Source organism: Nocardia sp. NRRL WC-3656 (assembly GCF_000720265.1).
Taxonomy (GTDB): domain Bacteria; phylum Actinomycetota; class Actinomycetes; order Mycobacteriales; family Mycobacteriaceae; genus Nocardia; species Nocardia nova.
Map to the genome: position 1 here is coordinate 1 of NZ_JOJF01000104.1, position 542 is coordinate 542.

Sequence of the window (542 nt, forward strand, 5' to 3'; positions counted from 1 at the left end):
CCGCTGTACTACGCGGACACCGATTCGCTGATCATCTCGATCGCCAAGGACGGCAGTGTTGTCTTCCCGGACCAGTACTGGACCCCGGACACCCTGCCCGCCTCGCTCATCCCCACCAAGTATGACGGCGCGATGGTGGATGGTGACCCGGCAAACTGGTCGCCGGCCAGCCCGCTGCTGCCCTATTTCTCGGTGAACTACACCCCCAACCTCGACGTGATCAACGCGCTGTACGGGATCAAGATCGACGGGTACACCCCGGGCCGGGACACCGCCGCCGCGGCGCGCGTGATCTCGGGCATGGGCGACGCCCTCGGTCAGGTGGTGCTGGGCGAGATGGCCCAGTCGCACCCGGACATCTACGCCGACATCTTTGGCGAGCTGACCCGGATGAAGGATCCGATGATCTCGGCCGTGTCGATGGCCGGCATGGTTTACTACAACGCGATGGCCAACCGCGGGCTCGGGGTGGAAACCCGGGACCGTCGGGTCGGTGCCGACTTCGCCCAGGTGTATAAGAACGACGCCGGCGAGTACAGCTA

At 65.1% G+C, this 542-nt stretch carries 1 protein-coding gene; it reads left to right on the top strand.

Annotated features, from left to right (window positions below; all coding sequences use genetic code 11):
* Positions 1–542: hypothetical protein (locus IG65_RS38805; protein WP_036526666.1), on the top strand; the 542-nt coding region annotated here is incomplete at both ends.